Raw genomic sequence first — 7,355 nt, forward strand, 5'->3', positions numbered from 1 at the left:
AAGTACGCAAAGTTAAAGTCGCGAAGCAGATGTTTTGTCCAAAACCGGGAAACGGTTTTGGACAAGGCTGCCTTTTCATTTGCCGCTACCCGGCAAATGAAAAAACCTTCCTGACTTCCTTTGCGACCTTTGCGTCTTGAGTGAGTCTTCGAACGGGCAGTTAAGAATTTTTTCTTGGGTTGCGGGCACAGCCCGCCTAAGAAGTCTTCACACAAATGCCCAACTTCCGCATTTTATGATGAAGTGTGGAACGCGGCAGGCCCAGTAAAGTGGCAGCCCCTTTAGGGCCGGAAATAACACCCTTTGTAATATGCAATACATTTTTAATATGTCTTCTTTCAACATCCTGAAGATTCATATATTTAATATCGATATTTTCTATATTATCAGTTTGATTATTATTTTTTTGTATATTATAATTCGAATCAACCATTAATAACATCTCTTTTATGGTCTTAGAATCGAGTTTGTTATGTATAAAATTATTAACTAGAATTTGGTTTATGATATTTTTTAATTCTCTTATATTTCCAGGCCAATGGTGATCTAAAAAAATATGATTAATTTCATCTGATAATGTAATTTTTGGCAATCCAAGTGATGATGATAATTCATTTATAAAATATCTGGACAGCACTGGTATATCTTCTGGTCTCTCTCGCAGTGGTGGTATTTCAAGTATATATGTCGATAATCGATAATAAAAGTCCTGGCGTAATTTACCCTTCTTTAAAGCCCTTTCAACATCTATATTAGTAGCTGCGATAATTCTGGTCTGTACTGGAATGGAAATACTTTCCCCGACTCGCTGAAAACTCTGATAATCCAACACATGCAATATCTTGCTTTGCATTTCAAGGCTTAGTTCTGCAATTTCATCCAAGAACAAAGTCCCCTTTTGAGCAAGTTCCAACCTGCCCACTCTTGATGATGCAGCCCCGGTAAAAGCTCCTTTGGCATGTCCGAAAAACTCGCTTTCAAAAAGGCTTGAAGCGATAGCAGGGCAATTGACATGTACAAAAATATTATTGTGACGATTGCTTAATGAATGTATTACATTCGCCAAGTGAGATTTTCCAGTGCCAGTCTCACCAAGAAGAAGAACGGGTATCTCGAGTCTGGCTAATTTATTAGCTATTTTCATAACCTGTCGCATTCTGGGATTCACATATATAAAATCTTCCTGAGAGCTACTCAAATCGCTGGAATAAGTAATATTTGTTGCAATCCCCCGCTCATTTTGCTCGATTGCTATCAAAGCACCAATGCAAATGGCAACGTAAGGTGATATCTCCAAAAAAAACTCCATTATTGTGTATAGATTTTCAGGCTTTTGTACAAAAGAACAATGAATTGTTCCAATAATATCGTCATTTAGAATTAAAGGAAATGCCATAGTGGTTCTCAGTCCAGCCTCAGCCAGAGGGTTTTGCATTGACTCTGTGAAATGCTGGGCAATATCTGTTATTACTACAGGCTTTCCTGTTGATATAACATGTCCTGCAACAGTAACTTTTTCAGCTTTGCGTGTTGGAGATAGTGCATTTACAACAGTTCCCTCCGCTGCTGCAAAGAAGCTTATCAGCTCACTGTTGGGGTCGTATAAGTTGATGCACAGGCGATCAAAAGAAAACTGCTGTTTGATCAGCCTTGAAAGAGATTGAAAAAAAGAAGACCTGGAGGTTGTAGAGCTTACTCCCCTGACCAACTCTCTGGTGATAACTTCAGAGGAAATTGTACTTGAAGGCTTTTTTGGGGGCATTTTGTTTACTCCTACCCGATTATACCATTTATCAGTAACCATTCAGGGAGTCCTCGTTGGTGATTACTGGCACAAGGCCAGGGGACTGTCCCCGCTAAGTAATGATTATGCAGCTTCACAAAATTTCACGCCAGAACTTTGTGAATTTGTGCAGGAAAGGTATCGCGGGGACTGTCCCCGGGCCGGTTCCGACACCCCCTGAATGGTTACATTCATCATATTTTGCGCGTATCTGTCTGCCTGACTTATGCATTTCCATACTGGCCTGTTGCCCGTATATAGTGCCCAAATTAAGGTATAATGTCTATATATGGGCACAAAGTTTTTTTCAGCAGAGATTGGCCCTGCTAAAGAAATATTTAATTTCAGGCAGATAAGTCATTGGCAAGCCACTTGCTAATTTGGAATAAGGCTTGCTTAACTTTGGTAGAACACTTTTTTTGCTGGTATCTGTTTAGCGCTTTGCATGTGTGGCACGGGGACTGGCTCTTCCGGGACCCGCTTGTCCCAGAAAATGAGATATTTTAAGCACAAAATGATGCTGAAGTGGGTCCCGGAGTGCCTGTCCCCTGCTTTCCTTAAAAGCGCTAAACAGATACATTGCTGAGAACCAACCCTTTTTATCCTGAATAAACACTATATAAAATGCTTACAGGAGGTGCGTTTATGCAGATTGGCTATATCGGACTGGGACTCATGGGAGGACCATTGGCAAGAAACCTGATCAGGGCAGGTAAGAACGTGCTTGTCTATGACCTGAAAGAAGAAGCCGTGGACCGGACACTGGAAGCAGGCAGCACTGGAGAAAAGGCCGCCTCTCTGTCCGATCTGGCCGGCTGTGAACTTGTATTTACCAGTCTTCCCCTGCCCGGGCATGTTAAGGGTACAATGCTGGGTGATGATGGGCTGTATACCAAACTGAGCCAGGGAGCCACTCATATTGAGCTTTCCACCATAGATCCCGGCACAGCCAATGAATTGCATACCGCAGCTGCAGCCAAGGGAATTGGCTATATTCAATGCACCCTGGGCAAAACTCCGGCCCATGCGGAAAAGGCTGAGGAACCCATGTTCATCGGCGGTGACAAGGCCCTGGTGGACAAGTACCAGGATATTTTCAAGATCATCGGTATCCCCAATTATGTGGGGAGCATTGAGGCTTCCTGCGCGGTAAAGCTCATCTCCAATATGATAGGCATGACCAACGTGGCTGTCCTGGCCGAGGGCATCCGGGTGGGAGAGAAGGCAGGGCTGGACCGCAACCAACTGCTCGAACTGCTGTCCGATACCGGAGCACGCAGTTTTCAGATGGATGTCCGTGGTCCCTGGATTGCTGCTGACGATTTTAAACCCAGGTTTGCCGTGGACCTGGCCCTGAAAGACGTGCGTCTAGGCCTGGAAATGGCCAGGGCCTGGAATCTGGATCTAAAAGCCATGGAGGCTGCCCTGAAGTACTTCCAGAAATGCAGTGAATCCGGGTTTGGCCAGGAAGACTGCAACGCTGTGTGCAAAATTGTTGGTGAATAAATTTTCCGGCCTGATCCCAATCCAGAGTGGGGAAAACCGGTGCGGTGAATTCCGGATTAATATATAGGCATATAATCCTCAACCAAAGGAGAAACAGTATGAAGAAGCTTGTATTAACCCTTGCAGCCCTGGCGCTTTTGCTGGGAGTATCTCCGGCCAAGGCCGAGTACCAGTCCATGACCATCAGGGCGGCCACAGCCAACCCTGAAGGCAGTCTGCACACCACGGCCATTAACAAGTTCAAGGAGATTGTGGAACGCGAATCCGATGGAAAGATCAATGTCCGGACCTTCTATGGCGGTTCCATGGGAGATGAACAGGCCAATGTCAGACAGCTGCGCAACCAGGAAATCCACCTGGCCGTGCTGGCGGTTGGCAACCTGACCCCTTTTGCTGCCCAGGCCAACATCTACTATCTGCCCTACATGTTTCCAACAATAGAGAAGGCTTACACTCTCCTGGAGCATGAGGAATTCAACGCCAGAACAGCCGACACAATCGCGTCCCAAAGCGGTACCCGTCCCCTTTCCTGGCTTATCGGCGGATACCGTCATCTGACCAACTCCAGACATCCTGTAACAACCATCGATGATCTGCAGGGTCTGAGAATCAGGACTCCTCCTGTGGCAATTCAGCTGGATTCCTTTCGTTCCTGGGGAGTTGAACCCCATCCTCTGGCCTGGGTTGAAACATTCAGCGCTCTTCAACAGGGAGTAATAGACGGGCAGGAAAACCCCCACGCGGTAAATCGGGACCAGAAGTTCTGGGAAGTCCAGAAATATATTACTGAACTGCACTATCTGCTGTGGGTTGGTCCCATGCTGGTCAGCGAAAGATGGTACCAGGGTCTTGATCCGGCAACCAAAGATCTGGTTACCAGGGCTGCCGCTGAAGCTGCGGCATATGAATGGGAATGGGCTGCCGAACAGGATCAGATAGCCCTGCAGGACTGCCTGGATAATGGAATGGAGCTGTATCAGCTGGAAGATGAAGAGGTCTGGATGGAAAAGGCCCGGACTTTGTGGCCCAAATTCCATGAGCAGGTCGGCGGCGAAGAAGTCATTAACGAGGCCATGGCCATAATGGAAAACTAGGGCATAAAACATTCGTCAACATTAAACCAGGAGGCAGGCAGCCATGGCCAAAATATTCCTGCGATTTATCGGCAAACTCTACGATAATTTCGAAGAGATTTTTTGCGCTCTGACCATGGGGATCATGGTCGCCTGCCTCATGATTCAGGTCGGGGTCCGCTGGACCACCGGTGCAGGCATGGCCTGGACAGAAGAGCTGAGCCGTTATGCCTTTATCTGGACGGTTTTTATCGGGGCGGCCCTGGTGGCCAAGCATGGCTCACATGTACGCATTTCCGCCCAGTTTATGCTGATGCCCATTAAAGTCCGTCTTGCCTTCCGTTTTTTCACAGATCTCATGTGGGTCGGTTTCAATCTCTATTTTGCCTGGTTGAGCTGGCAAGTGATTTCCGGGGGACTGGCATTTCCCGAATATTCTCCGGTTTTGGGAATCGTCAGAGGGTATGTGGAAATGATCATTCCACTGGGGTTTGTGCTCATGAGCTGGCGTATCCTTGAGGGATACCTCAGGCGCTGGAGGCAGGGAAACCTGACAGAACTGGTGGAGCAGGTTCACTAAAGGAGGCTGGGCAGTCATGGAAGTGAGCATATTTTCACTGGAAATCAGTATATTGACAATGGTTCTCCTGTCGCTGGGCGGGATGTTCCTACTGGGCATGCCCGTGTTCATGAGCCTGGCGGTAGCCTCGGCACTAGCTCTGAGCTACGGTGGCTACCTGCCCATGTCCGTAATACACAACTCCATCTTTGACGGTCTGAACATCTTTCCCCTGCTGGCCATTCCCTGCTTCGTGATCGCCGGGACCCTCATGGAATACGGCAATATCACCAAGCAGATCGTAGACGTGGTCAAACAGCTGGTGGGCAGAATGTATGGTGGTCTGGGCTTGACCACTATTGTGGCCTGTACGTTTTTTGCAGCCATCTCCGGCTCGGGGCCGGGCACGGTAGCCGCTGTGGGCACCATTCTTGTACCGGCCATGATCCGCACAGGATACAGCAAGGAATACGCCGCTTCAGTAGCCTCGTCCGGGGGCACCATCGGCCTGCTGATCCCGCCCAGCAATCCCATGATAATTTATGCCATCCTGGGCAACGTATCTGTGACCGCTATGTTCACAGCCGGCTTTCTTCCGGGGTTTATCGTCGGTTTCTCAATGTGCATAACCGCCTGGCTGATTGCCCGGCAAAAAGGGTTCGGCCGCAGCGAAGAGCTTCCGCCTTTTAATTTGAGACATTTTCTGCTCAGCTGTGTGAAGGGTTTTTTCTCCCTGATAACTCCGTTTATAATCCTCGGATCCATCTATTCAGGCCTGGCTACCCCGGTGGAGGCTTCAGTGCTGGCCATCGCCTGGGCATTGTTTGTAGGGTTCGTGATAAACCGCGCATTGACCCTGTCTGCGGTGTACAAGTCTTTACTGGAAGGCGCGCTGATCTGTGGTGCGGTTCTTTTGATAGTGGGTACCTCCACCCTGTTCGGAAGAATATTGACTTTTGAGGAAGCCCCGCAACTTATGGCCCAGATGGCCCTTAGCGTGTCGGAAAATCCCTACATAATCCTGCTCATGATTGTCGGTGTGCTGCTCATCCTGGGGATGTTCATGGAGACCCTCTCCACCATCATTATTCTGGTACCGGTATTTATGCCCATGATCCATATTATAGGTATCGACCCGGTGCACTTCGGCATCATCCTTGTGCTCACCAACCAGATAGCTCTGTCCACTCCGCCGCTGGGGGTCAATCTATTTGTAGCCTCGCGTATTTCCAATGTTTCAGTGGAGCGGATCGCCGTGGGAGTTATTCCGTACATAATAGCCATGTTGATATGTACTCTTTTGATAGTCTTCTTCCCAAAAATTTCAACAATATTGCCTGAGCTCATTCTGGGCTACGGAAGGTAGCAATATCCAGGACCCGGCAGTAGAAAAAAGATAATTAGGAGTCTTAATATGCCTTTTGGTTACAACGGAAAAATACTGGTCGTGGATCTGACCAACCAGACCTGGTCCGTGGATGAGCATGATGATGCCTGGTACCGCACCTACTGGGGCGGGGGAGCTCTTGCCTCATGGTACATGCTCAAGCACATTCCACCCGGGGCTGATCCCCTGGGACCGGACAATGTTCTGGTGTTTGCGGCATCCGTACTTTGCGGCAGCGGAATATCCGGTTTCAACCGCTATACAGCAGCAGCCATGAATCCTTTGACCGGCGGCTTTGGAGAGTCCGAGGCGGCTGGTTATTTCGGACCGGCACTCAAGCATGCCGGCTTTGATGCGGTAGTATTGAATGGAAAATCTCCCCAGCCTGTATACCTCTGGATCAATAATGGTCAGGTTGAACTGCGCGACGCCGCTCATATCTGGGGTAAGGAAAACGCTCCCACACTGGACATAATCAAGAATGAGCTGGGAGACAAGAAAGTCCGCATCGCCTCTATCGGTCCGGCCGGCGAGAACATGGTCCGGCTGGCCTGTATAATCAATGAACTGGCCCATGCCAACGGAAGATGCGGCATGGGAGCGGTCATGGGATCTAAAAATCTAAAAGCCGTGGCCGTGCGTGGAGACTCTGGAAATATGTCCCTGGCTGACCCGGATAAGCTGGACGAGATCAACAAATGGCATCTTAAAAGAATCGCAGAACATATGCCGAGCATTAACATGCGCAAGTTCGGAACGGTGCAGCATCTTATGGCCCAGCAGAACTCGGGCATTCTGCCCACCCGGAACTGGAGGGACTGCCAGTTTGAGGATGCTGCCGGCCTGGGCTGGGAAGGATATGAGAAAGTCAGTAAAGGTATTCATACCTGCTATAAATGCGCTGTTGCCTGCAAGCGCAGGGTAAGCAACACAGAAGAAAAACGGTATGGGGGACCGGAATATGAAACCCTGGCCGCACTGGGCTCCATGTGCGGTGTGGGAGACCTGAATGCGGTCTGCAGGGGACATGAACGCTGCAATGCCCTG

Annotated in this window: 6 protein-coding genes; 5 read left to right on the forward strand and 1 reads right to left on the reverse strand. The window is 48.7% G+C overall.

The window, feature by feature from the left end; translation table 11 throughout:
* Positions 1 to 196: 196 nt before the first annotated feature.
* On the reverse strand, positions 197 to 1,804 hold the full coding sequence (locus QZP87_RS15165; RefSeq protein WP_291323767.1) for a sigma 54-interacting transcriptional regulator: 1,608 nt from the start codon (positions 1,802 to 1,804) through the stop codon (positions 197 to 199).
* Between the two features lie 624 nt (positions 1,805 to 2,428).
* Between QZP87_RS15165 and QZP87_RS15170 the strand changes: the two genes are divergently transcribed.
* The 5 genes from QZP87_RS15170 to QZP87_RS15190 form a co-directional block, all read left to right on the forward strand.
* Complete coding sequence (locus tag QZP87_RS15170) at positions 2,429 to 3,289, forward strand: NAD(P)-dependent oxidoreductase (RefSeq protein WP_291323768.1); 861 nt, start codon at positions 2,429 to 2,431, stop codon at positions 3,287 to 3,289.
* 98 nt (positions 3,290 to 3,387) lie between these two features.
* The gene (locus QZP87_RS15175; RefSeq protein ID WP_291323769.1) at positions 3,388 to 4,383 is read left to right on the forward strand and encodes a TRAP transporter substrate-binding protein; all 996 of its coding nucleotides are present in this window, start codon (positions 3,388 to 3,390) and stop codon (positions 4,381 to 4,383) included.
* Positions 4,384 to 4,426: 43 nt separating this feature from the next.
* A complete protein-coding gene (locus QZP87_RS15180; protein ID WP_291323770.1) occupies positions 4,427 to 4,942 on the forward strand; it encodes a TRAP transporter small permease in 516 nt (171 codons plus the stop codon).
* Between the two features lie 16 nt (positions 4,943 to 4,958).
* Positions 4,959 to 6,287: a TRAP transporter large permease gene (locus QZP87_RS15185; protein WP_291323771.1), complete on the forward strand. Its 1,329-nt coding sequence runs from the start codon at positions 4,959 to 4,961 to the stop codon at positions 6,285 to 6,287.
* Between the two features lie 48 nt (positions 6,288 to 6,335).
* Positions 6,336 to 7,355: aldehyde ferredoxin oxidoreductase N-terminal domain-containing protein (locus QZP87_RS15190; RefSeq protein WP_291323772.1), on the forward strand; the 1,020-nt coding region annotated here is incomplete at its 3' end.

Source organism: Desulfonatronospira sp., assembly GCA_003563255.1.
GTDB lineage: Bacteria > Desulfobacterota > Desulfovibrionia > Desulfovibrionales > Desulfonatronovibrionaceae > Desulfonatronospira.